Below are 25,950 nucleotides of genomic sequence, written 5' to 3'. Positions count from 1 at the left end.
TCAACTGGTCAGTTTCACGGCGCGGCCGATGAACAGCACCGGCCCGGTCGGCCGGTCGAGCGGCGAGCCGCCTTCGGGCTCCAAGGTGATCTCGAAGAGCTGCTCCGGGCGCAGATCCGGCAGCCGCGTGGTCGGCAGCTCCACGGTCGAACCGGCCTGCACCAGCCCGAGCGAACTCGGCCCGGCCGCGCCCGGCGCCTTGGTCCAGAACTGCAGCGTCCGCCCCGTCGGCACCGGCCCGCCCGGCGCGACCGGCACGAGCTTGAGCCGCCCCTGCCCCGTCGCCGCCTCCACGCGCACCTCGACCACCCAGCCGTTGCCGCCGCCCTGCGGCCCTTGCAGCACGGCGACGTAACGCTGGTCCTGCTCGGCCATCGGCGCGCTGCGCAGCACCAGCGCACTGCCCATGGCCACACACGCCGCCACCGCCAGCCCGCTGACCCCTTGCCACAGCCCCAGCCGCTGCCACCACGGCGCCCGCGGCGGCACCACGGCCGGGGCACGGCGACCCGCCGCAGCCCAGTCGAGCCGAGCGTCGATGCGCGGCCACAGGGACGCGCTGGGTTCGGCCGGCGCGGCCTGGCGGGTCAGGCTGAGCAGGCGGTCCTGCCACATCGCCACCTCGGCGCGCAGCGCGGCGTCGTGGACGAGGGCGGCTTCGAGGGTCTGGCGGTCGGTGTCGCTCAGCGTGCCGAGCACGAACTCGCCCGCCGCAACGCTGCGCTCTTCGGCGGTGTCGAGCTTCACGACAGGCACTCCTTCAAGGCCAGCAGGCTGCGGCGGATCCAGGATTTCACGGTGCCCAGCGGCGTGTTCAGCCGCTCGGCGATCTGTTCGTGGGTGTAGCCATCGACAAAGGCGTGGACCACGCAGGCGCGGCGCTCCGCGTCGAGCCGCTGCAGGCAGCGCTCCAGGCTGTCGGGGTCGAGACCACGGTCGTCGTCCTCGTCGGACTGCGCCTGCTGCAGGTCGGACACGCCGGTGAGCGTTTCCGGGTCGAGCAGCACCGGATCCGAGGCGCTGCCGCGCACGGCGCGCAGCGCCTGGTGCCGCACGACGGTGTAGATCCAGCCACGACCGGAGCCGAGCGCGGGGTCGAACGTTTCAGCGCGCTGCCAGATCTGCAGGAAGGCGTCCTGCAGCACATCCTCCGCCAGCGCCACATCGCGCACGATGCGCCGCACCACGCCGAGCAGCCAGCGCCCTTCGTGTTCGTAGAGCACCCGCAGGGCAAAGCGCTCGCCCCGCGCACAGGCGAGCAGGGCGGCGTCGTGGTCGAAGAGGGGCAGGGACTTGGGCATCGGGCAACGGGAAGTCGCCCGATTCTAGGGGCCGCGCCCGCCGCGCCGGCCGCGTCAGACCGGCTTCCAGAAGATGTAGTCGGCCTGGTACTGGACGATCTCGCGCTGGCCCACACGGCCCGCCGCGCAGGGCATGGCCGGCGCGACACCGCCACGGGTCGCCACGCGCTGGATGTAGCTCGTGCCGTTCAGCGCGCCGCTGCCTGTGGCCGGGTTGGCCTTGACGAGCTGCAGCGGGATGCTGCCCGCCATCGCCGGGGCGACCGCGACCTGCGTGCCCGTGAGCGCGGAGCCGTCATGGGCGGCCCAGGTGGCCGGCGGGCCGAAGTAGCGGCCGAGCTTCTCGCCGCCGCGGCCCTTCAGCTCGGCCATCGGACCCACGAACACCCACTCGAAGGCGTCCGCACTGCCCGCCTTGGCGCGGCATTCGTAGGTGATCTCGCCGACGCCGACGGTTTCCCAGGCGACACGGTGACCAGTCGGCACCTTGACCGGGTCGGGCAACATGTCCTGGCTGTAGGGCGCAGCCTTGGCCATCATCGGCATGGCCGGCATCGACGGCATGCCCGAGCAGGCGGCCAGCACGGCGGTCAGGGTGAGGGAGGAAGCGACGAGAGCGAAGCGGCTGCGGGTCATGGCGGACTCCTGGAACAGGGGGGTGAGGAAGGTGGCGGGTGAAGGCTTTCGGGCCTTGCACCTCTCACTAGTCCGCCGGGCATCCTTCAGATGCAGCGCCCGCAAAATAATTTTCAGTCCGCGTTTTGCCTCGCGTTTTGCCTCGCGTCTTGTCTCAGCTTGAGAACAGGAAGTTCAGCACATCCCCATCCTTCACCACGTATTCCTTGCCTTCCGCGCGCATCTTCCCGGCGTCCTTGGCGCCCTGCTCGCCCTTGAAGGTGATGAAGTCGTCGAAGGCGATGGTCTGGGCGCGGATGAAGCCCTTCTCGAAGTCGGTGTGGATCACGCCGGCGGCCTGCGGCGCGGTGTCGCCGACGTGGATGGTCCAGGCGCGCACTTCCTTCACCCCGGCGGTGAAGTAGGTCTGCAGGCCGAGCAGCTTGAACGCGGCGCGGATCAGGCGGTTCAGGCCCGGCTCGTCCTGGCCCATCTCGGCGAGGAACATCGCGCGGTCCTCGTCCTCCATCTCGGACAGCTCGGCCTCGGTCTTGGCGCAGATGGCCACGACGGGGGCGTTCTGCTTGTGGGCGAACTCGCGCAGGCGGTCGAGGAAGGGGTTGTTCTCGAAGCCGCTCTCATCCACGTTGCCAACGAACATCGCCGGCTTGGCGGTGATCAGGCACAGCGGCTTGAGGATGGCGAGTTCTTCCTTGCTGAAGTCGATGCCGCGCACCGGCAGCGCCTGGTCCAGCGCCGCCTGGCACTTCTCCAGCACCTTGACCAGCGCCTGCGCGTCCTTGTCGCCGGAGCGGGCGACCTTGGAATAGCGGTGCAGGCTCTTCTCGACCGTGCCCATGTCGGCCAGGCAGAGTTCGGTCTGGATCACCTCGATGTCGGCGATCGGATCGACCTTGCCGGCGACGTGGATGACGTTGTCGTCCTCGAAGCAGCGCACGACATTGACGATGGCGTCGGTCTCGCGGATGTGCGAGAGGAACTTGTTGCCCAGGCCTTCACCGGTGGACGCACCCGCCACCAGCCCGGCGATGTCCACGAACTCGACGATCGCCGGCACGATGCGCTCGGGCTGGACGATCTCGGACAGCTTGTCCAGCCGCGGGTCCGGCAGCTCCACCACGCCGACATTGGGCTCGATGGTGCAGAACGGGTAGTTCTCGGCGGCGATGCCGGCCTTGGTCAGGGCGTTGAAGAGGGTGGACTTGCCGACGTTGGGCAGACCGACGATGCCGCACTTGAGACTCATGGGAGATCCTTGTAAATCCTGTCGATTGTATTGATCGGCGCGCGGCGGCACTAACCGACAACGGAGCAGGCGTCGAGTCGGACGGTGTGCCGGCCGCTGCCGAGGCCGATGGTCAGCTCTGATGCCGACACGACCTCGATGGAACCGGTGACCTTGTCGGGCAAGGCACACCGCCCCACGTCCACCAGACGCTCCCCCTGCAGACGCAGGATGCGCAGGTGGCGTCGCCCGACATCGGGCACGAACAGCCCCATCCCGCCACGGAAGACACCGGGCACGGACAGGCCCAGTTCGGTGGAGCCGTAGACGTGGTTCGAGAAGCCCGACTGCCGGGCCACCTCCACCAGCTGCGGCCCTTCCCGGCGGAACACGCGCAGCACGCCGCCAATGTGCGGCGTGGTGACCATCGCCACCTCGGCGCGGCCGTCCCCGTCGAGATCGGCCACGCCCACCGGATTGAGCCAGCGCATGGGCGTGCCCACCGGCGGGGTCTCCGCGCTGATGACGAGCCGGTCTCCCCGCTGCTGCAGCAAGACCAGCCGCGCGCCGTCGTGGCGCCGGCTCACGATGGCCAGGATCTCGACGGGCTCGCCGGGCGCCATCCGGACCAGGCGCGGCGCCAGGTCTTCGAACACCTCGTCGTCGGGCAACTGCAGGTCCAGCTGACGCCCAGCGTCGGTGGTGGCAGCAATGCGGGCGTATTCGTGCGGGCGACCGAGCGCGAAGTGTCCGTACCGGCTGGTGGGTTCCAGGTACCGGGCCGCCTGCAGGCTCTCGGCCTGGGCCGCCACCGACAGCCACGCCAGCACAGCCGCACACCCGATGCGCAACAGGTTCACCGCGTGCGGAGCCATCGTCAGACCGCGCCCGTGAACTCGCCACGCGCCGGGTAGTCCTTGGCCAAGGCGAAGTCGATGGCGCCGAGCAGATCCTGAAACTGCGGTCGGGCAAACGGCATCGTCTGCACCTCACCGTAGTAGTAGAGGGTGCCGTCGGGCCGCACGAGAAAGACACCTGGCTCGCTGAACAGCGCGGGCTCCTCGATGCCGATGGACGTCTTGCCCCTGGACGGATGGCGGGGAATCAAGGCCTGGGGCATGGTGGGCTCTTTCGGGGTGAGGGGTGAGGGGGAGACAGTGGACCGGCAGCACCGAACACCGGGGCACGGCCGGTCAACGTCAGTCGAGCCGGGCGGCAAAACCTTACACCGGCGCCGCGCAGACGTGCAGGGGCCGCATGCCGGTGCGAGCCAGCGGCAGACATGCCAGCCGCGTGACGCCGCGTGACTTCAAAACGACATGGCACGAATCCAGATCAATGTGGGTTCAGGGTGAGTCGACAGAATTTCCACATTGGGAATCATCAACCGAAAGACACCACCATGAGCACCATCTATTCGACGGTGAGCAGCCGCACCGACGGCACGACCGGCACCGGCCTCGACCAACTCGTGAACGCGGTCTACGCCGACAACAGCCTCGCGGGCAACAACAGCGCGGCCGAGATCACCGGCGGTGCTTCAGCGGCCGACCAGCTCAACCGGATCATCGTCGAGGCCGCGCTCGCCACCGGCGCCGCAGCGGACCGCGTCTTCACTGCGACCGAAGTCGTGGCGATGAACACCTGGATCCGCGCCAACCGCCTGGTGCAGTGGACAGCGCTGCACGGCGATGACGAGACGGGCGAGGAAACCGGCTACCACCAGGTGCAGAACGACGGCGCCGACACCGCCTACCGCGGGCAGAACCTGCTCAACACGGTGATGGACGGCGTCTACCACATGGGTTTCGAGATCCAGAACGGCACCTTCCTCAACGAAGACGGCACCGCCAACGCCACGGTCGGGCAGGTGGCAGGCTGGCTGACGCAGTTCTGGCAGGACCGCGCCACCACCGGCACCGGGCTGGACCGCGCCGTGGCGCTGATCCAGGCCGATGCGGGGCTGGCGGCCGGCACGACACAGGCCGACATCGCTGGCGGGCAGGACGCCGCCAACGGCCTGAACCAGTTGATCGCACAAGGCCTCGCCGCGACGAACGCCGCCACCGACGGCTCGATCGACACCGCCGATGTGACGGCCCTCAACGCCTGGATCCGCGCGGACACGACCCGGCTGGCGCAGTTCAACGCCCTGCATGGCGATGACGAGAACGGTGAGGAAACCGGCTACCACCTGGTCCAGAACGACGGCGCCAACACCCAGTATTTCGGCAAGAACCTGGTCAACACGGTGCTGGACGGCATCTACCACATCGGCTTCCAGATCCAGGGCGGCAACCTGCTCAACGAAGACGGCAACGCCAACGCGGCGCTGAGCGACGTGGCGTCGTGGCTGAACTACTTCTACATCGACCAGTCGAGCACCGGCACCGGGCTCGACCGCATCGTCGACACGATCAAGACCGACGCGGGGCTGGCGCGCAACACGTCGGCCGCTGACATCAACGCCGGGGCGGGCCACGCCAATGCGCTCAACCAGCTGCTGGTCCAGGGCATCACGGCCACCCACGCGATGGGCGACGGCTGGATCACGCCGGAGGATCTGCGTGCGATGAGTGCCTGGGTGCGCGCGGACGCGACGCGCCTGGCGCAGTTCACCGCACTGCACGGTGACGACGAGAACGGCGAGGAGACCGGCTACCACCTGGTCCAGAACGACGGCGCCAACACCAACTATTTCGGCAAGAACCTGGTCAACACGGTCGCCGACGGCCTGTACCACTTCGGTTTCCAGATCCAGGGCAACAACTTCCTCAACGAGGACGGCAACACCAACGTCGCGCTCACCGATGTCGGCAACTGGCTGAACCACTTCTACAAGGGCGCCACCTGGATCAACGGCAATGACACCGCCGAAGCCCTCACCGGCGGCGCCGCAGCCGAGGAAATCGTCGCCCGTGGCGGCAACGACGTGGTGGACGGCGGCGCCGGCAACGACCTGATCTGGGGCGGGGGTGGCAACGACACGATCTTGGGCGGCGCAGGCGACGACCTGATCTACGCGGGCGCCAACGAGGACCGCCTCGACGGCGGCCTGGGCAACGACCTCTACCGCGTCACCGGCACGCAGGCCGAGGGCTGGGCCAGCTTCGAGGGCTACGACACCTACGTGGACAGCGCGGGAACCGACACCATCCAGGCCTACGGCCACAACGTGGACATCGGTGTGGCCGGCTGGACCGGCACCGGCGTGGAAACCATCGACGGCACCCGCGCCACGGGTACCGTCACGGTGCTGGACAACAGCAGCGCCAACATGCTCGATTTCCGCGCCACCACGCTGGTGGGCGGCAATGTCCGCATCGACGGCAATGCGGGCAACGACACGGTCTACGGTTCAGCAGGCAACGACACGATCATCGGCGGCATCGGCGACGACAAGGTCGACGGTGGCAACGGCTCCGACACCTACCGCGTCACCGGCAACCAGGCCGGCGGCTGGGCCAGCTTCCACAGCTACGACACCTACGCCGACACCGGCACCTCCGGCATCGACACGCTGCAGGCCGTCGGCGCCGGCGATGTGGACATCGGCCTGGCCAGCTGGAGCGCGGCCAACGGCATCGAGGTCATCGACGGCAGCGGTGCCGCGGGCGTGACCCGCCTGATCGGCAACAGCAGCGCCAATGTCCTCAACTTCAGCGCCACCACCTTCATCGGCAGCAACTTCCTCTTCAACGGCGGCGCCGGCAACGACACCATCACCGGCACCGCCGGCAACGACATCCTCATGGGTGACATCGGCGACGACAAGGTCGACGGTGGCAACGGCTCCGACACCTACCGCGTCACCGGCAACCAGGCCGGCGGCTGGGCCAGCTTCCACAGCTACGACACCTACGCCGACACCGGCACCTCCGGCATCGACACGCTGCAGGCCGTCGGCGCCGGCGATGTGGACATCGGCCTGGCCAGCTGGAGTGCGGCCAACGGCATCGAGGTCATCGACGGCAGCGGTGCCGCGGGCGTGACCCGCCTGATCGGCAACAGCAGCGCCAATGTCCTCAACTTCAGCGCCACCACCTTCATCGGCAGCAACTTCCTCTTCAACGGCGGCGCTGGCAACGACACCATCACCGGCACCGCCGGCAACGACATCCTCATGGGCGACATCGGCGACGACAAGGTCGACGGTGGCAACGGCTCCGACACCTACCGCGTCACCGGCAACCAGCCCGGCGGCTGGGCCAGCTTCCACAGCTACGACACCTACACCGACACCGGCACCTCCGGCATCGACACGCTGCAGGCCGTCGGCGCTGGCGACGTGGACATCGGCCTGGCCAACTGGAGCGCGGCCAACGGCATCGAGGTCATCGACCTGCTCGGCGTGGCGGGCACCGCGCGCATCCTCGGCAGCGGCAACGCCAACCTGCTCGACTTCCGCTCCACCACACTGCGCCAGAACACCAGTGGCCTGCTGGTCGATGGCAGCTACGGCAACGACACGGTCTACGGCAGCGCGGGCGCCGACACCCTGATCGGCAGCTACGGCAACGACATGGTCGAGGGAGGTCTGGGCAACGACAGCTATGTGGTCGGCCGCGGCATGGGCTCTGACCGCATCCATGACACCGATGCGACCGCCAACAACACCGATACGCTGACCTTCACCGGTGGCGTGACCGCGGACCAGCTCTGGTTCCGCCACGTCGGCAACGACCTGGAAGTGCGCATCGTCGGCACCTACGAGGTCACGACCATCGCCAACTGGTACAGCGGCAGCGCCCAGCACATCGAGCAGATCAAGACCAGCGACGGCAAGACGCTGAGGGACACCCAGGTGGACGGCCTGGTCAGTGCGATGGCCAGCTTCGCCGTGCCGGCCGCCGGGCAATCGACGCTGAGTCCGGCGTACCAGGCGGCGCTGCTGCCGGTGATCAGCAGCAGCTGGACCTGACCGGCCGAGGCGGCGGCGGCATCAGAACCGCACCGTCCCCCACCCGCCCTGCCCCGTCACCAGTCGCCGCCCCACCCCTTCGACGATCACCGCATTCATCCCGAAGGTGATCGCCCCACCCACCCGCGCATCGGCGCGGTAGCGGGCCAGCGTGTCGCCTGGCTCGAAGCCCGCTTCAGCGGTGTCGGGGTCGATGTTCGGGATCGGGCAGCGCGCGCAGGGCTTGACCAGCCGCAGCATGACCGGCCCGTCTGGGGTGTCAAAGCGCAGCTCGTCCAGCCCGTCCTCGCCGTGCGGCCCCAGACCGTCGAGCACGAGGTTGGGCCGAAAGCGCGCCATCGTCACCGGCGCATGGCGGCCGAGGGCCAGGCGGCGGTTCAGCTCGTCCAGCGCCGCCACGGTGGTGACGAGGATCGGGTAGCCGTCGGAGAAGGCGTTCTCGGCCTCGACAGCCCCGGTCCAGCGTGCGCTGGAGAGCCGCCGCTGGCCCGGCGCGAACCGCACCAGCCGCACGGGGACGCCGAGGGCATCGCTGAACCAGTGGTCGGCGGTCGGGCCAGCGGTGCGGGCCTCGACGGCGTCGTCCCACACGCGCACGCGCAGCCGCTCGCCTAGCGGCTCGATCGGCAGCCGCAGCGGGGCTTGTCCCGGCGCGGTCACCGTCAGCGCGCCGTCCGGCCCGAGGTCCGGCCGGATCAGCGCCATGCGGGGGAACTCGCGCTGGCTGAGGAACTCGTGCTGGTCCTCGTCGACCAGCATCCACTGGCGGTCGTGCGCGAAGCCGGTGGCGACCAGCGTAGTCTGCGCCAGCGACAGACCGGCGCAAGACTTGATGGGGTAGACGTGCAGGCTGGCGACGGTGACGGGGCTGCTGCCGTCGTCCTGTTCAGGGTCAAAGGGTTGCATCAAGGGCCTCGTAGCGGTCAGTTCCTACAATCTTGCCCCATGACAGCGTCCTCCCCACTTGCCTTGTCCCCGGCGTCGCCCGGGTCGTCCGCACACGATGTGCTGATCCGCGGGGGTGGCCCGGTCGGCATGGCGCTGGCGCTGGCCCTGGCGCACGGCGGATTCCGTGTCGGCCTGCTCGGCGCCGCACCGAAGCAGAACGCCGCACCCGACGTGCGCGCCTATGCGCTGAACGCCGGTTCGGTCGGACTGCTGCAGGCGCTGCGGGTCTGGGACGCCCTGCCCGAGGACGCCCGCACCGCCGTGCACGACATGCGCATCCACGGCGACGACGGCGGGGCGATCGAGTTCAGTGCCTGGCAGCAAGGCGTGGGCGAGCTGGCCTGGATCGTCGATGCAGCCGCGCTGGAGCAGGCACTCGGCGAAGCCGTGCGCTATGCCCCGCATGTGCAGCGGCTGACGCAGCCCGCCGCCGCGCAGCTCACCGCCATCTGCGAGGGCAAGGACTCCGCCACGCGCGAACGGCTGGGTGCCGGCTTCGAATCGTTTCCCTATGGCCACCACGGCGTGGCGGCCCGGCTGCTCAGCGACCAGCCGCACCAGGGCACCGCCTGGCAGTGGTTCCGCCACCCGGATGTGCTGGCGCTGCTGCCCTTCGACCGGCCGCAGGTCGACCACGGCTTCGGTCTGGTCTGGTCGCAGCCGCAGGCCGAGGCCGAGCGGCTGCTGGCGCTGTCCGACACCGAGTTCGAAGCCGAGCTGAACGCGGCCACCGGCGGCGCAGCCGGCACGCTGCGGCTCGGCTCGCCGCGTGCCGCGTGGCCGCTGCGGCTGGGGCAGGCGCAGCGCTGGTGCGGGCCGGGCTGGGTGCTGCTGGGTGACGCGGCGCATGCGGTGCATCCGCTGGCGGGACAGGGGCTGAACCTGGGGCTGGCCGATGTGCGGGCGCTGGCGCAGGTGCTGACCGATGCACGGCGCACGATGCCCTGGAAATCCCTCGGCGACGAACGCACGCTGCGCCGCTATGCCCGCGAGCGCAGCACGCCAACCCGCGCCATGAGCGGCCTGACCGACGGCCTGCTGCACCTTTTTGCACAGCCTTCAGCGCCGCTGAAGGAACTGCGCAACCATGGCATGACTCTGGTTCATCATCTCGGCCCGCTCAAGCGCTGGCTGACCGCCCGGGCGCTGGATGCCTGAAACCGACCCAAGGACACTTTCACGATGACTACGCGTCTCGCACTGAACGCTGCCGCCACGGCGCTGGCCGCCCTGACCCTGCTGGCCGGCCCGGCCCGCGCCGACGAATCCGTCATCCGCAAGACGCTCGCCGAGCGCTTCGCGAATCTCCCCAAGATCGACGAGGTGCGCCAGACGCCGATGGCCGGGGTCTGGGAGATCCGCATCGGCACCGACATCATGTATTCGGACGCCAAGGGCACTTACCTGCTGCAGGGCGTGATGATCGACACCGCCACACGCAAGGATCTGACGCAGGAGCGCGTCGACAAGCTCACCGCGATCGACTTCGCCAGCCTGCCGCTGAAAGACGCGATCGTCTGGAAAAACGGCAACGGCAAACGCAAGATCGCCATCTTCGCGGACCCGAACTGCGGGTATTGCAAGCGGCTGGAGAAGGATCTTGTGAATGTGAAGGACGTCACTGTCTATAACTTTCTGATCCCGATTCTGGGTGGAGATTCCCCGGACAAAGCGCGCGCGATCTGGTGTGCAAAAGACAACACGACAGCGTGGCGGAACTGGATGGTCGAGGGCACCGCACCAGCCCGAGTCATGGGACAGTGCGATGCATCGGCGATCGAGCGGAATTCGGCGCTTGCCAGGAAGCACAAAGTCACCGGCACGCCTGCGATCGTGTTTGAAGATGGCACGCGGGCACCTGGGGCGATCCCGGCTGCAGAAATCGAGAAGAGGCTGGCGGCGAAGTCCTGAGCGGAATTTTCTAAACTGCCTACCCGGCAGTGAATAAAGACAACACCGCCGCTTGGAGATCCTGGATTTTCTAAGCTGCCTACCCGGCAGTGAATTCGCCTACGGCTCCCGATGGTGTTGACGCTCATTTCTAAGCTGCCTACCCGGCAGTGAATCCGGATCTTCTGCTTCCGCACGAGGTGGTGACTTTCTAAGCTGCCTACCCGGCAGTGAATGGATAACCTTCCATGATTAGAATCCTTGTCCTTTTCTAAGCTGCCTACCCGGCAGTGAATAGGGGACGGATCTACGCCCGGATCTGCTTCGATTTCTAAGCTGCCTACCCGGCAGTGAATCACTTTTCGGCCGCTCGCCATAGGACGGAAAATTTCTAAGCTGCCTACCCGGCAGTGAATCGGCCTCGACTCTCCGCGCCGCGCTGCCGCCTTTTCTAAGCTGCCTACCCGGCAGTGAATGGCCACTGCGCCGCCGACGTTGACCGACGGCATTTCTAAGCTGCCTACCCGGCAGTGAATCATCGCGTCCTGGGAGATTTCACGCGGGACCGTTTCTAAGCTGCCTACCCGGCAGTGAATCATCGAACGTCATCGTCATGGTGTGGCGGCGTTTTCTAAGCTGCCTACCCGGCAGTGAATCCCATGCGCTCCACGGGGTCCATTTCCTCGTCTTTCTAAGCTGCCTACCCGGCCGTGAATTGCTGCTGGTGATGTTCACCCGCATGGCCTGGTTTCTAAGCTGCCTACCCGGCAGTGAATGTTTCCGTCGTGGTTGTCGTGGTGCCGCCAGTTTTCTAAGCTGCCTACCCGGCAGTGAATGTCGGCGATCTGCTTGACGGTCTGGCCGTGCTTTTCTAAGCTGCCTACCCGGCAGTGAATTCTTCGTCGCATCGAGCCTTGATCTGCTCGATTTTCTAAGCTGCCTACCCAGCAGTGAATCCCATGCCGTGTCGGGGCGCGCGGCGCTGCTCTTTCTAAGCTGCCTACCCGGCAGTGAATCTGCGGCATCGCGATCGTCTCGACATCGCGCATTTCTAAGCTGCCTAAGCAGCCTCAATCAAATTTGATTGTTTTTAAATTTTCATCGCTGCGTGTATAGTTGCGACACCACATCAATGATTTTGAATCATGCTCAAGAGCCGTGAATTCTCTCTCGCCCCAGAAGATCTGGAAAAACTTCGCAAAATCGAAGCCAGGGATGAGAACTGGCGAAAAAGAGAACGGGCGAGGACACTTTTGACACTGCATCAGACCAAGTCAACTGCTGAAACAGCCTTGCTGGTCGGAATCCATGACCGAACTGTTGGACTGACGAAACGAGATTGGGTTGCTCGCGGCTACGAAAGCTTGGTGGACCGCCCAAGAAGTGGTGCGCCATCGAAGATCACAGAAGCACAGTTGCAGAATATTGTGAACAAAGCTCGCGCGGAGCCAAGTTCAGCCAAACAATTATTGGCTTTTCATATTGAATGCGGTGGAGATGCGGTGCATCCGGCGACACTGAGTAATGCACTAAAATCAGTTGATTTTGTGTGGAAGAGAACAAGGGCGTCATTAAAAAAAACGGGATGAAGTCAAATTTATCAAGGCAAAACAAGAACTTACAGAGTTGAGGAAGAAGGCAGAAGACGAAGAGCTGGTTCTGGCATATGTAGACGAGACTGGGTTCGATGCGGTACATCCAAACCAATATGCATGGAGTCCCAAAGGAGAGAGGCACCTGATACAGGCAGATCGTGGAAGCAGACTCAATGTGATTGGGGCAATGCTATCGACCGGCCAGCTTTACGCGCACAAACTATGGAAGACTACTGACTCAGCCGCTTTTTCTGCATTTATTGAAAATCTTGTTCATCATGTTGGAAAACCACTGACTATTGTTATGGATAATGCATCGATTCATACGAGCAAGCTAATGATAAATGTCATGGCCGCTCTCGCGGAGAAAGGTGTGAGTTTTTATCGCCTTCCGGCCTATAGTCCTGAACTTAATCGAATCGAGCGGCTTTGGCACAAAATGAAGTACGCATGGATGAAGGCTAAACGTCGGGACAAGATAATTTTAGAGCAGGATGTGACTGAAATAATTGATGGATTTGGAAAAGGAAAGAAGTTTGAGCTTAAATTTTAAGTATTAAATTTATTTGAAACTGCTTATAGTCCTGAACTTAATCGAATCGAGCGGCTTTGGCACAAAATGAAGTACGCATGGATGAAGGCTAAACGTCGGGACAAGATAATTTTAGAGCAGGATGTGACTGAAATAATTGATGGATTTGGAAAAGGAAAGAAGTTTGAGCTTAAATTTTAAGTATTAAATTTATTTGAAACTGCTTACCCGGCAGTGAATCGGCCAATCTCAAAGATGACGATCTGCTTCCCTTTCTAAGCTGCCTACCCGGCAGTGAATGAAATGAACACCTTCGACGCCTGTGCATCGGCTTTCTAAGCTGCCTACCCGGCAGTGAATGCCGGTGAGTTTCCAGCATCGCAATGAACATTTTTCTAAGCTGCCTACCCGGCAGTGAATGACTGCGAGCATGATGCTGATCGCCCCTTCGATTTCTAAGCTGCCTACCCGGCAGTGAATACCGGACAGCGCGGTCAGAGCGTGGCGCACGATTTCTAAGCTGCCTACCCGGCAGTGAATTCTGGGGCTCCAGCCCCAGCCCCCGGCCGTCTTTTCTAAGCTGCCTACCCGGCAGTGAATCTGCGCAACCCGCGCGATATGGGGATGCCCGATTTCTAAGCTGCCTACCCGGCAGTGAATGGTGGTGGTCAGGGCTGGCATGGCGTTGTCCTGTTTCTAAGCTGCCTACCCGGCAGTGAATCGGGTGGTCCACATCGAGCGCCTGACCGTGCATTTCTAAGCTGCCTACCCGGCAGTGAATGCGCAGCTCATGCGCATCGAGGACTTCTTGATTTTCTAAGCTGCCTACCCGGCAGTGAATAGAACCGAAAACATGCGGCGTGATACTTGGCATTTCTAAGCTGCCTACCCGGCAGTGAATCGGTTGTCAGGCGATGCATCCCAGCTCTTCACTTTCTAAGCTGCCTACCCGGCAGTGAATTGGGTGTGCAATCAGCAAATCCCACTCTTCCATTTCTAAGCTGCCTACCCGGCAGTGAATAACGGAATGAATCCATCACTTGAGCCCCGCCATTTCTAAGCTGCCTACCCGGCAGTGAATATCGCAGGCCTTGACCCGGTAGCGGAGGCACTTTTCTAAGCTGCCTACCCGGCAGTGAATCCGGTCCACAGCGTCAGCCGCTTCAGCCATCATTTCTAAGCTGCCTACCCGGCAGTGAATGATTGTCTCGATGGGGTGGGTTTCTGGGCACATTTCTAAGCTGCCTACCCGGCAGTGAATCGTGGGGCGGCGTTAGGCACGGGGCACCTCGCTTTCTAAGCTGCCTACCCGGCAGTGAATCTCACCGTCAAGCCCCGCCCGGTCACCACCGTTTTCTAAGCTGCCTACCCGGCAGTGAATCTGATCTGGTTGAGGCCACGGCGCACGACGGGTTTCTAAGCTGCCTACCCGGCAGTGAATTTTCGGCGGTGTGACCTTTGCGGTGTCGTACTTTTCTAAGCTGCCTACCCGGCAGTGAATCCGATGCCACGCTGAAGAAGGTCGTCTTCAAGTTTCTAAGCTGCCTACCCGGCAGTGAATGCGGCGTCGGCCACCGGTGTGCGCGTCGGGCTTTTCTAAGCTGCCTACCCGGCAGTGAATTCTGGTGTCGCGCAGTGGCCGGGCCACGGTCTTTTCTAAGCTGCCTACCCGGCAGTGAATGACGCCTCATCGCGGCCATCGCCGACCGCATGTTTCTAAGCTGCCTACCCGGCAGTGAATCGGCGAGCCGCTCTTGTCGGTCAGGCCGCGCATTTCTAAGCTGCCTACCCGGCAGTGAATCAAGCTCAGGGGACCACTCGCGCAGCGTCACATTTCTAAGCTGCCTACCCGGCAGTGAATATCAACGAGATCTCTGCCCGTCTGGCCCGCAATTTCTAAGCTGCCTACCCGGCAGTGAATTCCGAGTCGGCTGTCTACCTGACCGCCGCCCATTTCTAAGCTGCCTACCCGGCAGTGAATTCACCCAGGGCCGCAACACCGAGACCGCCATCTTTCTAAGCTGCCTACCCGGCAGTGAATACGATCAGCAGCACCGGCGAGCCGCTCTTGTCTTTCTAAGCTGCCTACCCGGCAGTGAATCGCGTCTGCAGATCCTTGATGACGCGCTCGACTTTCTAAGCTGCCTACCCGGCAGTGAATGTGGGGCGGCGTTAGGCACGGGGCACCCCGCATTTCTAAGCTGCCTACCCGGCAGTGAATCTGCAGCGGGAGCTTCAGCGTGCCGGCGCTCTTTTCTAAGCTGCCTACCCGGCAGTGAATGGTTCGCCAGTGCTGCTGATCGTCATGGAACATTTCTAAGCTGCCTACCCGGCAGTGAATAGCACGCGGCCCTGTTCAACCAGGCTCAGATCTTTCTAAGCTGCCTACCCGGCAGTGAATTCTCGGCCATCAGCGCAGCCTTGTCCTTCGATTTTCTAAGCTGCCTACCCGGCAGTGAATTTCGCGCTGGGTGTCGTCGCGGCCGACTTTGCTTTCTAAGCTGCCTACCCGGCAGTGAATGCTGCGGAGATGCCCGACACGATGGCGTCGAATTTCTAAGCTGCCTACCCGGCAGTGAATTGGTGGGCGAGGCGAACCGCTACGGCCTTGCATTTCTAAGCTGCCTACCCGGCAGTGAATCATGTCGCGCTCAGCGACGGGCTGTGCTTGACTTTCTAAGCTGCCTACCCGGCAGTGAATAACGCCCGGGTCTCCGGCGACGCCTTGGTCTCCTTTCTAAGCTGCCTACCCGGCAGTGAATGCAGCCGACGCACATCACTCCAAATTTTGGCTTTTCTAAGCTGCCTACCCGGCAGTGAATTTGCCGGAGACCCGGGCGTCGCCGTAGACCCATTTCTAAGCTGCCTACCCGGCAGTGAATTCGCCAGGCGATCTGGGCGGGTATATCGAGAATTTCTAAGCTGCCTACCCGGCAGTGAATCAGTCGTTGCCGACCACAGCGCGAAGCCGGCCTTTCTAAGCTGCCTACCCGGCAGTGAATTTCTGGAAGCCCCGTCACCACGGGGCTTTCCTTTTCTAAGCTGCCTACCCGGCAGTGAATAAGACCAAAACGCTCGCAAGTGCTTGATCGGCAACGGATTTTGCCACACCCGCACACGGCGACCCAAAAGTTCAGGGCGCTCGTAAGTTGTTGATTTTTAAAGAACAACGCCCGGCCCCGGAAAAAGGGTCGGGCGGTGGGTTCAGCCTCAGCGGGTCAGAACCAGGGCACCGAGCCCGTCGCACTCAGTCCGTAGGCACTGAACTCGCCCGCCACCGGCTCATCCAGCAGCGGACCATGCGAGATGAAGAGGCAGAAGCTCTGCCCCGTGCTCGTGCTGCGCAGTTGCACGTATGGCAGGCGCAGGCGCTCGGCCACACTGTCGGGAATGCGCTCACGCGCCTCGGCTTCCGTGAGCGTGTGTCGGCGCATCAGTCGGCGACGCAGCCGCTCCGGGCTGCTCTGCGCCTGCATGCGCGACACCACGCGGTGCCGAACCTGCGCCGGTACCTCGGCCACCCCCGTCACCGCCACATGGTCACGCAGGCCCCGCAGCCAGTCAGCCGCCATCAGCGCCTCCAACACCTGCGCTCGCGCTGCATGCAACCTCAACCGCGTCCCCAGCGTCGGCACCCGTTCATCGACCGCGGGGAAGCTCACCCCCACCGGCCCTGCCCCTTGCTGGACCACCAACCCCCGGTGCAGCTTGGCAAACAAGGCGTTCATCAGGTGCGGCGCCGGGAACTCCGGATCCGGCTGCACCTGGATTTCGAGGTAGTGCTTCATGACCGGTCAGTCCTTGCCCGCATCACCGAACACGCCGCCACGGATCAGCGTCGCCATGACGAAGTGCTGTTGCTCGACGGCGGGAACCTGATCCTTCAGCAACCAGGAATCGAGCAAGGTGTAGAAATCGACCTTCTCTTTCGGCTGGCGATAGGCCCGACCCTGCGTCGTCACGGAACCGTAGGGCTCAACGGCGATCGGCCCCTGCTCCGCCTCGCCCGCGCCCGGGTACCAGGTATCCACCGTGCGCAGGGCATTGCCGAGCTTCTGCGAGTGGATGCCAGCAATGCCGCTGACCGTGTACAGCGTCTTGCTCTTGCCCGCCTTTTCCTTGTCGAGGATGAGTTCCTGCGACGGAAACACCTCCTGCCCAGCCCCGACCCGCACAAAGGCCGTCACCTGCAGCAGCACATGCCGGCTGCCCGCCAGCCCATCGGCGATCAGCGTGCCCACCGCTGCCAGCGCGTCGGCAGAACCCGCCGGCGCGTGGAACCCGCGCAGCGACAGCGCCAGCGCGTCGAAGGTCCAGGCCTGCGCCGCCTGCCCGTCCACGAGGTGGGCGATCTGCACTTCGACATGCTCGGCGCCGATCCGGTTGCGCCACAGAAAGCGGCCGTTGGCGAGGTTGAAGGCATAACGCCGCGCCAGTTCGCCGAAGCCCTGCGACGTGACATAGCCTTGCACCGTGGCGAGCAGCTTGCGCTGGTAGTCGGCGCTGTTGCAGGCCGACGGTGTACCCGCACCTCCGAGCACGCGCAGCGTGAACGTGACCTTGAGCGTGTCAGCGTCTGCCGGCAGCGTGGCGACATCGACCGTCTGCAGGTTCGGGTTCTCGATCGCCGCGTCCAGCTTGGCGGGATCCTGGTCCTTGGTCTTGAGGCGGTTGGAGATCGTGCCGCGCACCGATTTCTCGCGCACCGTCACAGCCGACCAGTCGTCGCTGGTCGTGCGTGCGGCCCAGTTGCCAGCGAAAAACAGGGCATCCGACGGATCAAGCTTGCGCTCGAAGGCCAGGACAGAGGCGGTCTTGAGGGAAGTTGCAGCAGTAGCCATGGTGATCAAACTCCTTGAATCTTGAACATAGGGTCACACCGTCGGCACAGGTGCCGCACGGAATTCATTGACACAGCGGTAAAGGCCAGTGTCCGGGTCATGCATCGGTGACCAGATCAGGTCCGTCACGTCGTTCAGACGGTGCGGGCTGATCCACTGCCCGAGCGAATACACGCTTTCGACAAAGCGGAACGGCACGGTGGCATCGCGAGCCCCCGCCACGCTGCCGGCTGCATGCAACTCGGACAGCGCGGCGTAGCCCACAGGGATCGGCACGATCCAGCCAGGGCGGCGATCGGTCTGCCAGACGATGGATTCGGTGGCTTCACCCGTGCGTGCATCGGTCGTGGTGCGGCGCTCGGCCCGGTGGTTTAGACGGGACAAGTCGAGCCACGCGTCCAGCACACTCGCCTGCGGATCCCGCTCGCGCAGGACCGCCAAGCGGGTTTGCAGCAAGTCGTCCCGCGACACCAGCACAAAGCCAGGCAACCAGCGGCGGCTGAGCCGGCGAAATTCCTTGACCCGCGCTTCCTCGTCATCGGGCAGCAGTCGCAGTTGCGCACGCGCCGGACGCTGCAGTACACCCGACAGTGGCGGCATGACACTGCCACCCGCAATCCGCATCCCGGCCACCAGCTCACCGACACGAGCCGCCAGTCGGGACCGCTCGCTGTCGCTCAGCAATCCACCCGCCAGCTCGACATCGAACACCAGCGTGATGTCCAGGTGCGCCCGTCCCTCCTCGACGATCGCCGCCGTGCTGCCATTAGCCAGCACCGGGTTGCGCGTCAGGTGAAAGCTGCGGGTGTAGCCCCCGTGGGTGACCTGCGGCTCGAAGCGGTGACAGACCACCCCCACGCCGTAGAACTGAAGGCCAGCGTCGCGTCCAAGCCGGCGCTCCAGCGCGGTCATCAGGCCAGTGAACGCCGTGATGGACGGAAAGCCCCAGGTCATCGGGCTGGAAATGCAGTTCGCGTTCTGCACCCGCAGACGGGGCAGGATCAGCAGCGCCTTGCCGGGCGGTGCATCCGCCTGAATCTCGGTCTCAGTCGTCATCGCGCGCCCCCCGTTCGTCGGCCTTGATCTGCTCATGCACCCGGTCGCGCCACGCCAGAAACTCCGGGTCGCCCACCGGCAGCGCGTCTTGCAGTCGCGCATTGAGCCAGCGGGCAAACGCGGCGCTGACGCGCTCGGCGGTGTCGGTCGGCAGCGGCTGGCCCGACGCCGCACACGCAGCCGCCACACCCTCCGGATCCAGCCAGTGCCGCTCCGCCAGATTCAGTCGGCATTCCGGCGCCTGGCTCCAGCCCGGCGCCAGCGTGCGCAACTCGGCGGTGAACTGCAGCAACTCATCGGTCAGCGCATCCACCAGTTCGGCGCGGTGTGTCCGCGTCTCCACGTTGCGTGTCGAGTCGGTCTTCAGAAACGCCAGCAGCGCCCTCAGCGTCTGGCGCACGTCATCTCGCCGGCCGTACCGGTTGAACATCGTGTCGGCACCCAACAGCGGCTTCAGGTCGATGGACTTCCAGACCGGCGGCAGCGAGGCGAGCAAACAGTTGTTGCCGCGACGCTCGCTGTTGAGCTGGCTGATGTTCTGCGGCTTGGTGCCGCCGAGCTGCTGGACCGCGAGCTGCGGATATTCATGCACCGGGCGCTCGCTGAACTCACCATCGTGCCGAGCCTTTCGGGCGGCCTTGGCCTCGTCGCTGAACCGATCGTCCTGGATCGTCAGGTAGACCCGGTGCGCCAGCGAACTGGCGTACAGCGGCGCGAGCAGGTGGAAACCGGCATCGTCATGCGGGTCGTCCCCGACGGGCCAATAAAGCTGCTTGGCCAGTGTGTGCGACGCGACCTGGCCACGGGGATCGACCAGCCCGGCAAACGCCTCCAGCCAACCGCTGGCCTGCGCCGCGTCATCACTGAGCGCCGCGACCAGATCAGCGTCATGCGCCAGCACAAGGTCCAGCAGACTGCGCCCCTGGTGTGACAGCTTCAGGAACTTGTAGACATCCAGCGCAGCCGCATTGCCGACCACATCGCCGATGAACTCTGCGCCAAGGCAGTGGCTTCCCACCACCTCCAGCGCAGACAACGACGCAGGCGGGCTGTACAGGTTGGTGCCCTTGGCCTCCGGGTGGATCGGCTTGAGCGAGTGTGTGACCGCCTGGATCTGGCTGACGCGCCGGGCGGCGTCGTCGAGCCAGGTGGCGGGCGCATGCTGGGAGCACAGAGCCTCCCTTGCCAATCGCTTGGCTTCGGCTGACTCTTCGCTGTCGGCCTCGCTGTCCTTGATCTTTTCGAGCTTGTCATCGAGCCGCTTCTTGAGAAAGTCGGCAATGACCGCCCGCAGTTCAGCAACACGCTGCGGATCGGATGTCGTTTGCATTCAAACACCTCCTTGAGAAAACTTGGTGAACCCCAGCACCGGGTGAAATCGCCATCCGTTGTCGTTCTTCGGGACGCTGACAGTCCCGAAGCGCTGGGCGCATTGGTCCATCGGAAGGTCCATGTCGGCGGCCAGCCCGGCCAGCGCAGTCAGGTAGTCGGTCTCGCCCCACGGCGCGATCCCCCGGCCCTGAACTGCCGAATCCGGAATGCGCTGGTGCTGCGACGCCTCGATGACAATCCGGGCCTTCTCACCCCGTCGGCCTTGTCCCTTCGGCAAGTCCTGCAGGCGCACCAGTTCGACGTCATCGCCGGCCTCGTCAGGACGCAACAGCAGGTCCACCCGCTGCGTGCTGTCGTCCCGGAAGGGCTGCTGCTGCGGCAACAGGGCCGTGAGCAAGGCATCGGCCGGCGGGAGGCTCCACCAGCTCGCCGCGTTCAGCACAGGTGTGGCCGCCTTGGTCGAGGCGCGCTGACGCTGGCCCGGTCTGACCGGTGCAGCGGAGGCCGTCGTCTGGACCAGCATCGTCTGGCGCATCCGGGCGTGCTCCAGATCGACCAGCCGACGGCGCGGCTGCAACTGCTCAGACTGCGGCGCCACGATGCGCGGCCGAGCGTCGATGACCTGCTGGGCCGACTCGGGCCATAGCGTGGACAGCAGGTGTGCGTCAAGCCGGAAAGCCGCCGTCTCGAACCCGGGCCGGCAGAACGCGGGCTCGCCCGGCTTGCGGAAGTGGCGCAGGTTGGTCTCGAACACCCCCACGTTCGGCACCTCGCAAGCCGCCACCCGGTGCCGCCGCACCCGCCCGACCAACTGGATCAGCGAGCGCATCGACGACGGCTCGACCACCGCCCAGTCGTAGTCGTGGTCCCGGCCCACCTCGGTCACAGGCGAACCCAGCACGATGAAAAGCTGATCGGCTTCGTCGTGAGCGTCAAGCCGCTGGCGGATGTCAGGCAGATCGAACACCGCATCGGGCTGGCGCCGGTTCAGCGCCGCATCCAGCCGCTGCTCGATCGCCGAACGGATCAGCAGCGGAAACTGCGAGTGGTAGACACACAGGTGAATGCGGACTCCGGTTGGCGCACCGAGCCGGTACAGCGCCAATGCCACCTCGACCAGCGGTTCGATGTTGGCCATGCGGATCAGCCCGAAGCTGACGCGCCGACCTGTGCGCGCCTCGACGCTGTGGTGGTGGCCGTGAAACGACAGCGCCGCCTGCAGGGCCAGTTCGGCAAAACGCGGCGCCAGTTCCTCGCGGTGCAGCCCGCTCAGCGGCAGAGGCAACAACGTGCAGCGCCTGCGCACCACGGCCTTGTCGAGCTGTGCGCTACGACGATCGACAAACGCCCGGTGCGCTTCGGTGAACGAAGCAGGTTCAGCGCAGTCCGCCTGTGCCTGCTGAAACTCGTCGATCCACGCACAGCACACCGAGGGTGGCCGGTCCACCGCCCCCGGCTGCTCGCCTCGGTTGCGCTCGTATTGCAGCCGCCCCGCCCGATACGCCTCGAACAACCCTTGGACCAGCGCCGGTGGCAACGTCGCCGACGACAGCAGCACCCGCGACCCCAGCAGCCCCGCCCAATGCACCAGCCGGGTCAATGCGGGCAGGTCCCCGATGTCGAAATCATCTGGCTCGTCCAGCACCAGATCCCCGCTCATCAGCCGCAGCATCGGTGCGATCTGCCGACCGCCGCGCTGGCTTTCGGTCGCGGGGGTCAGGTGGTCGATGGTGCAGACCAGCACGGGCGCGATCAGCAGCCCCCGTACCTGTGGGTCGTGCAGAACCCGGCGCAGCAGCGGGTGACGCGCGTGATCGCCCTCGAACACGACGTGGCTGTCCTCGTCGAGCAGCGCCTGGCGCGACGCCGAACCAGACGCTTCGGCTTCCCGCTCATGGTGCTCGAACAGTTCGCGACTGGCAGCACCGCCCACGCGGATCGCCAGGTCTTCATCCCCAAGGTTCAGCAGGTCGCGAAACGCGCGCCCGGTCTGCAGCGTCAGCGTGCGCAACCCCATCGCGAACGCACAGCGCATTCCCCGCTCGGGATCGGCCAGCGCGTACATCACCCGGGCATTTGCCAGCGTCTTGCCGCAGCCAGTGGACGCCATGTTGACGATGAAGGCACCGTGGCGGTTGGAGCGTTCGCGCATCGCCACCGCCAGTTCGGCGGCCTTGTCCTGCCAGCGAAAGCGCTCGTCCTGTGACCGCTTGCGCAGACCCTTGTGCCGCGCCAGTCGGGGCAGTTGCTGGTCAAAGCGCGGCAGGGCGCGGGTGACTTCACTGCCATGCAGCGCCACGCCGAGCAGGTGCTCGTCAAGTGTCTGGTTGTAGTCGCCAGGACCACCCTTCGTGTTGGCGTAGAGCGGATAACCGGCCGGCACCGGCACCCGGCCATCGGCATCCCCCTGGAGGCTCGAATAGTGGTGATCCGCCAGCATCAGGCACAGCCGCGACACATGCATCACATATGGATTGCCGACCCAACCAGCAGCCGGCTGAGGTGTCCTGTCAACCGTGGACAGTCGAAGTTAATGCGCAGAGCGCAGTTGTTGATAGAACTGCCGAGCAAAGACGGCAGGCGGGAGGTTGCCGATGGCGCTGTGGCGACGCTGGCGGTTGTAGAAGACCTCGATCCACTCGGTGATTTCGGCAATGGCCTGAGCGCGGGTGGCAAAGCGCCGGTGGTGGACGAGTTCGTTCTTCAAGCTGCCCCAGAAGCTCTCCATCGGGGCGTTGTCATAGCAGTTGCCGCGACGTGACATCGACGCTCGCATGCCCAGTGCATCGAGTGCGTGACGGTAGTCGCGAGCGCAATACTGGCTGCCCCGATCGGAGTGGTGGATCAGCCCGGGCGGGGGTCGGCGCCGGGCATGGGCGTGGCCCAGCGCGCGCAGGCAGAGCTGCTGGGTCATGCGCTCGTCCATCGCATAGCCGACGATCTCTCGGGTACACATGTCCTTGAGTCCGGCCAGGTAGAGCCAGCCCTCGTCGGTGCGGATGTAGGTGATGTCGGTGAGCCAGATCCGATCAGGGGCGCTGGCGGTGAAGTCCTGCAGCAGCAGGTTATCGGCCACGGGCAGCAGGTGCTCGGAGTCCGTGGTGACGCGAAAGCAGCGCTTCTGCCGGCAACGCAGCGCCATCGTGCGGCGCAGTCGGTCCACACGGTCCCGCCCGGCCTCGAAGCCCTGCGCCCGCAACTCCGCCAGCACCCGGCGCGTGCCGTAGGTCTGGCGGCTGGCCGCATGCACCCCTCGGATGGCCACCTTCAGCCGCTCGTCGTCGCGCTGACGGGCCGAGGCTGGCCTCTCGCACCAGGCGTAGTACCCGCTGCGCGAGACCCCCAGCGCCGAGCACAGCACCGCCACCGGATAGTCGTGTCGAGCCTGCAGCTCCTTCATGACCGCGTACCTTGCAGCGACTCCCTCGCAAAGTACGCGGCCGCTTTTTTTACGATTTCGCGCTCCATCTCCACCCGCGCCAGTTCCCGGCGCAGCCGGCTGACCTCGGCCTTCAGTTCCGCCACCGAAGGCTCGGCCGCCTTCAGCGCCTGCGCTCCCCGGCGCTGGCTGCTCGCCACCCAGTTGCTCAGCGAGCCCTTCGGAATGCCCACTCTCTGGGCTGCTTCCTGGTGTGACAGCTTCTGTTCCAGCACCAGCTTTACCGCTTCCGCCTTGAACTCTGCTGTGTAGCTTTGGTTCTTCTTCATCGTCTTTCTCGTCGTGTCACCGGGTCAAGTGGGTGTCCACGGAAGTCAGGCTACCTCAGGCAGCGCCAGCCGCTTCAGCAGCCCTTGTGCCACACGGGCCGCACGCTTGCGCCACAGGTCCGTCGTGATGGGCAATCCGTGGGGAAACGTCCAGTACGGCTCGATCGGGCCGCCTGTTTCAGTGCGTAACGGCTCGTTCCAGCCCGCATCGATCGACTCGATCACCTTGTGCAGCAACGCCGCCTGAAAAATGCCGGGGCTGCCATCCGCGTTGCGTGGCAGGACTGGCAACCGGTGGTGCGTGACCACCAGCCAGCCGATCGCCTGCGCTAGCGGGGCGTGCTTCAGCGCCGCAAACGGCGTCGGCAAGGCGACGTCCAGCCCGTCACGCCGCAGCCGCCCGACCCAGTGCGCGTCGTCTTGCGCGGTCGGCGTCACCAGCCGCGCCAGCCAGGTGGCGTCATCGTCCTCACCGACAAACGCCTCGAACAGCCGCAGCGACACCCACTCGTGCCGGTACTGGTTGCGCTCGGTCAGCAACCCCGCCAGCCGCATCTGGAATGCCAGGCTCGCCTTGCCCAGGTCATGCAGCAGCGCCGCGAGTGCCGTCAACAGGTGGATGTCTTCGCCGGTGCGCCAGTCGTTTTCGTCCTGGCGACGCAGCACGTTGCGTGTGGTGGTGTTGGTGGGGACCGCACCTTGCGCGTTGAAGCGGCTGGCGTCACCGACCAGCCACAGCAGTTCGGTGTGGTCCAGCCCGCGTATCCAGTGACAGGCCACCGCCGTGTTCTTGCGCGCAGTCTTGCGCAGCAGGCGGCGCAGGGTATCGAGTCCATCCTGGGTGATCGGGGTCTGCCACGTCCGATCCCCACGGCGCTCGGCGAACTGGTCGAGGATGCGGCGCGTTTCCGTCAGTGCGCGCTTGTCGCACTGCGAGATGAGCAGGATGTTCATGTGCGCTCCTGTGCCAGCCGGCCCATGCGCAGTGCCACATCCTTCACCGTGTCGATCATGAAATCCAGCGATTCGCTGCGGGTCAGTGCCTCGATGCACGCCTGTCGGAACTCGGTTTCGGTATCGCCACGCATGGCCGAGATGAACGCTTGCGGCAGGATCACGGCGTCCTTGACCAGATCAGCCACATCGAACACCAACCCGCCACGGCGTGTCTTGCCATGCAGCACCGCCAAGCCATGCGGTACCCCGAGCACCCAGGTGGCCGTGGCGGCCAGCCCGTAGGCCAGGTAGTTGCCGTGGTCGAGAAACTGGTTGGCAGCGTCGATACCCTGACCACGCTGGCTGCGGGTGAACTCTCCATGGCGGGTCGCTTCGCCAGCGAGCTTGTAGAGCTGCTTGGTCAGGCGCGCCTCCTCGGTGAGCAAGGCCGTGTGGTCGACTGCCACCGCAACGGCCGGCAGCGACCTCGCCACCAGCGCGTCCAGGGCCGAAAGGTCCACCTCAAACCCCGAAGCAACCGTCTGCCGCCGCGTCGAGGCCCACTGCGCTCGCAAGCGGGTGAGCCGGGTCTGCTGAAATTCCTTGGCCGCATGCAGGCGCAACGCCTCGTCGAACCAGAAACGCACCCAGTGCTGCAGGTACTCGGTGGGACGGTACTCGCTCTGCGGCGACAGCCAGGCGATCTCCACCTCGAATTCGGTAGACGAGAAGAGCGGTGTCCCCCCACCCCCGCAGAACCCGACCAGTACCCCCGCCTTGGCCAATTCCCGCATGGCAGCCTGCGTGACCGAGGTACCAGTGCCAAGCAGCACCGTGGTCGTGTTGGCGATCGGGATGTTCCAGTACAGGGAGGCTTTGCCCTGTTCGGTCACGTATTCGACACGCCCTCCATTGACCAGCACCCTGCAGTGCTCCAGGTAATAGAGGTTCGCCCTCTTCGAATGCAGGATCGTTTTCAGATCACCCGATCTGATGGTTTCCATGTGTTCTCCCTGAACCCGCCGCACG

20 protein-coding genes and 2 CRISPR repeat arrays are annotated in these 25,950 nt (G+C 64.9%); of the genes, 5 read left to right on the top strand and 15 right to left on the bottom strand.

Features of this window, described 5'->3' with window-relative positions:
• The 6 genes from U5O44_RS12975 to U5O44_RS12950 form a co-directional block, all read right to left on the bottom strand.
• Positions 1–747, bottom strand: a complete 747-nt coding sequence (locus U5O44_RS12975) for an anti-sigma factor (protein ID WP_322588882.1) — start codon at positions 745–747, stop codon at positions 1–3.
• Positions 744–1,301 (bottom strand): sigma-70 family RNA polymerase sigma factor, encoded by a 558-nt coding sequence (locus tag U5O44_RS12970; protein WP_322588881.1) that lies wholly within the window; start codon positions 1,299–1,301, stop codon positions 744–746. Before U5O44_RS12970 ends, U5O44_RS12975 begins: the two co-directional genes overlap by 4 nt.
• A gap of 54 nt (positions 1,302–1,355) precedes the next feature.
• Positions 1,356–1,937 carry a DUF3455 domain-containing protein gene (locus U5O44_RS12965; RefSeq protein ID WP_416222173.1) on the bottom strand — a complete coding sequence of 194 codons (582 nt, stop codon included), beginning with the start codon at positions 1,935–1,937 and terminating at the stop codon, positions 1,356–1,358.
• Between the two features lie 154 nt (positions 1,938–2,091).
• Positions 2,092–3,183: a redox-regulated ATPase YchF gene (gene ychF, locus U5O44_RS12960; protein WP_322588880.1), complete on the bottom strand. Its 1,092-nt coding sequence runs from the start codon at positions 3,181–3,183 to the stop codon at positions 2,092–2,094.
• A 50-nt stretch (positions 3,184–3,233) separates the two neighbouring features.
• Positions 3,234–4,037: a hypothetical protein gene (locus U5O44_RS12955; RefSeq protein WP_322588879.1), complete on the bottom strand. Its 804-nt coding sequence runs from the start codon at positions 4,035–4,037 to the stop codon at positions 3,234–3,236.
• Positions 4,038–4,039: 2 nt separating this feature from the next.
• Entirely contained in the window at positions 4,040–4,282 is a 243-nt protein-coding gene (locus U5O44_RS12950) for a hypothetical protein (protein ID WP_322588878.1), read from the bottom strand.
• Positions 4,283–4,564: 282 nt separating this feature from the next.
• Between U5O44_RS12950 and U5O44_RS12945 the strand changes: the two genes are divergently transcribed.
• Positions 4,565–8,083: a calcium-binding protein gene (locus U5O44_RS12945; protein ID WP_322588877.1), complete on the top strand. Its 3,519-nt coding sequence runs from the start codon at positions 4,565–4,567 to the stop codon at positions 8,081–8,083.
• A 21-nt stretch (positions 8,084–8,104) separates the two neighbouring features.
• Here the strand turns inward: U5O44_RS12945 and U5O44_RS12940 are convergent, their stop codons facing one another.
• A complete protein-coding gene (locus U5O44_RS12940) occupies positions 8,105–8,989 on the bottom strand; it encodes an MOSC domain-containing protein (protein ID WP_322588876.1) in 885 nt (294 codons plus the stop codon).
• A gap of 39 nt (positions 8,990–9,028) precedes the next feature.
• On the opposite strand from U5O44_RS12940, the gene U5O44_RS12935 reads away from it, so the two are divergent.
• From U5O44_RS12935 to U5O44_RS12920, 4 genes are all read left to right on the top strand, one after another.
• Positions 9,029–10,189 (top strand): FAD-dependent monooxygenase, encoded by a 1,161-nt coding sequence (locus U5O44_RS12935; protein WP_322588875.1) that lies wholly within the window; start codon positions 9,029–9,031, stop codon positions 10,187–10,189.
• 24 nt (positions 10,190–10,213) lie between these two features.
• On the top strand, positions 10,214–10,942 hold the full coding sequence (locus tag U5O44_RS12930) for a DsbC family protein (RefSeq protein WP_322588874.1): 729 nt from the start codon (positions 10,214–10,216) through the stop codon (positions 10,940–10,942).
• Between the two features lie 7 nt (positions 10,943–10,949).
• Positions 10,950–11,937: direct repeats of the CRISPR family, unit length 28 nt; unit sequence TTTCTAAGCTGCCTACCCGGCAGTGAAT.
• A 129-nt stretch (positions 11,938–12,066) separates the two neighbouring features.
• On the top strand, positions 12,067–12,510 hold the full coding sequence (locus U5O44_RS12925; RefSeq protein ID WP_322588663.1) for a helix-turn-helix domain-containing protein: 444 nt from the start codon (positions 12,067–12,069) through the stop codon (positions 12,508–12,510).
• Between the two features lie 37 nt (positions 12,511–12,547).
• Positions 12,548–13,069 (top strand): IS630 family transposase, encoded by a 522-nt coding sequence (locus U5O44_RS12920; RefSeq protein WP_322587417.1) that lies wholly within the window; start codon positions 12,548–12,550, stop codon positions 13,067–13,069.
• A gap of 191 nt (positions 13,070–13,260) precedes the next feature.
• A CRISPR array of direct repeats spans positions 13,261–16,110; the repeat unit is 28 nt; unit sequence TTTCTAAGCTGCCTACCCGGCAGTGAAT.
• A gap of 156 nt (positions 16,111–16,266) precedes the next feature.
• Here U5O44_RS12920 and cas6f read toward each other — a convergent pair.
• The 8 genes from cas6f to cas1f all read right to left on the bottom strand — a co-directional run bounded on the left by cas6f (position 16,267) and on the right by cas1f (position 25,925).
• A complete protein-coding gene (cas6f, locus tag U5O44_RS12915) occupies positions 16,267–16,836 on the bottom strand; it encodes a type I-F CRISPR-associated endoribonuclease Cas6/Csy4 (RefSeq protein WP_322588873.1) in 570 nt (189 codons plus the stop codon).
• A 6-nt stretch (positions 16,837–16,842) separates the two neighbouring features.
• A complete protein-coding gene (csy3, locus tag U5O44_RS12910) occupies positions 16,843–17,889 on the bottom strand; it encodes a type I-F CRISPR-associated protein Csy3 (RefSeq protein WP_322588872.1) in 1,047 nt (348 codons plus the stop codon).
• 33 nt (positions 17,890–17,922) lie between these two features.
• Complete coding sequence (csy2, locus tag U5O44_RS12905) at positions 17,923–18,945, bottom strand: type I-F CRISPR-associated protein Csy2 (RefSeq protein ID WP_322588871.1); 1,023 nt, start codon at positions 18,943–18,945, stop codon at positions 17,923–17,925.
• A complete protein-coding gene (gene csy1, locus U5O44_RS12900) occupies positions 18,935–20,275 on the bottom strand; it encodes a type I-F CRISPR-associated protein Csy1 (RefSeq protein ID WP_322588870.1) in 1,341 nt (446 codons plus the stop codon). The genes csy2 and csy1 overlap by 11 nt, the downstream gene beginning before the upstream one ends.
• A complete protein-coding gene (gene cas3f / locus U5O44_RS12895) occupies positions 20,276–22,801 on the bottom strand; it encodes a type I-F CRISPR-associated helicase Cas3f (protein ID WP_322590486.1) in 2,526 nt (841 codons plus the stop codon).
• Positions 22,802–22,807: 6 nt separating this feature from the next.
• Positions 22,808–23,985 (bottom strand): IS3 family transposase gene (locus tag U5O44_RS12890; protein ID WP_322586503.1). Its coding sequence is split into 2 segments (ribosomal slippage): positions 22,808–23,718 and positions 23,718–23,985, totalling 1,179 coding nucleotides; the frame shifts between segments, so codons are not numbered across the junction.
• Positions 23,986–24,030: 45 nt separating this feature from the next.
• The gene (locus U5O44_RS12885) at positions 24,031–24,939 is read right to left on the bottom strand and encodes an HD domain-containing protein (RefSeq protein WP_322588869.1); all 909 of its coding nucleotides are present in this window, start codon (positions 24,937–24,939) and stop codon (positions 24,031–24,033) included.
• Positions 24,936–25,925: a type I-F CRISPR-associated endonuclease Cas1f gene (gene cas1f / locus U5O44_RS12880; RefSeq protein ID WP_322588868.1), complete on the bottom strand. Its 990-nt coding sequence runs from the start codon at positions 25,923–25,925 to the stop codon at positions 24,936–24,938. Before cas1f ends, U5O44_RS12885 begins: the two co-directional genes overlap by 4 nt.
• Positions 25,926–25,950: the final 25 nt, after the last annotated feature.

Origin of the sequence: Sphaerotilus sp. (assembly GCF_034519685.1) — a bacterium.
Lineage (GTDB): Bacteria > Pseudomonadota > Gammaproteobacteria > Burkholderiales > Burkholderiaceae_C > Sphaerotilus.
This window is presented reverse-complemented; position numbering and strand designations above follow the sequence as displayed.